The organism is Cobetia sp. SIMBA_158 (assembly GCF_046566945.1).
In the GTDB taxonomy this organism is placed as follows: domain Bacteria; phylum Pseudomonadota; class Gammaproteobacteria; order Pseudomonadales; family Halomonadaceae; genus Cobetia; species Cobetia amphilecti.
Genome location: NZ_JAWJYL010001148.1, coordinates 1 through 233, shown reverse-complemented (window position 1 = coordinate 233; position 233 = coordinate 1). Strand labels below are relative to the sequence as shown.

The window sequence follows — 233 nt, the reverse complement described above, 5'->3', positions numbered from 1 at the left end:
ATGCATAAATAAAACTTCAAATTCATCACTAATATTCATTAAGCGTCTTAAGCTTGCTTCACATTTTGCAGTTAATGCCAAAAATTCTTTACTACGGTGGCTAATTTCCATTACAGAAACGCCCATGTCTTGCCAATCTAAGAATTCTTTTTGTGCTTTTTGCATTACCGCTTGCGGAAGCATAGCCGGCCCTGCACAAAAATTATATTTACTCATTACCTTTGCCTCATTCC

1 protein-coding gene is annotated in these 233 nt (G+C 36.5%); it reads right to left on the bottom strand.

All coding sequences use genetic code 11. The annotated features are described in order from the left end of the window. On the bottom strand, nt 1-216 hold a 216-nt coding region (locus R2R70_RS23350), incomplete at its 3' end, for an aminotransferase class V-fold PLP-dependent enzyme (protein WP_410979399.1). Between the last annotated feature and the right edge of the window lie 17 nt (nt 217-233).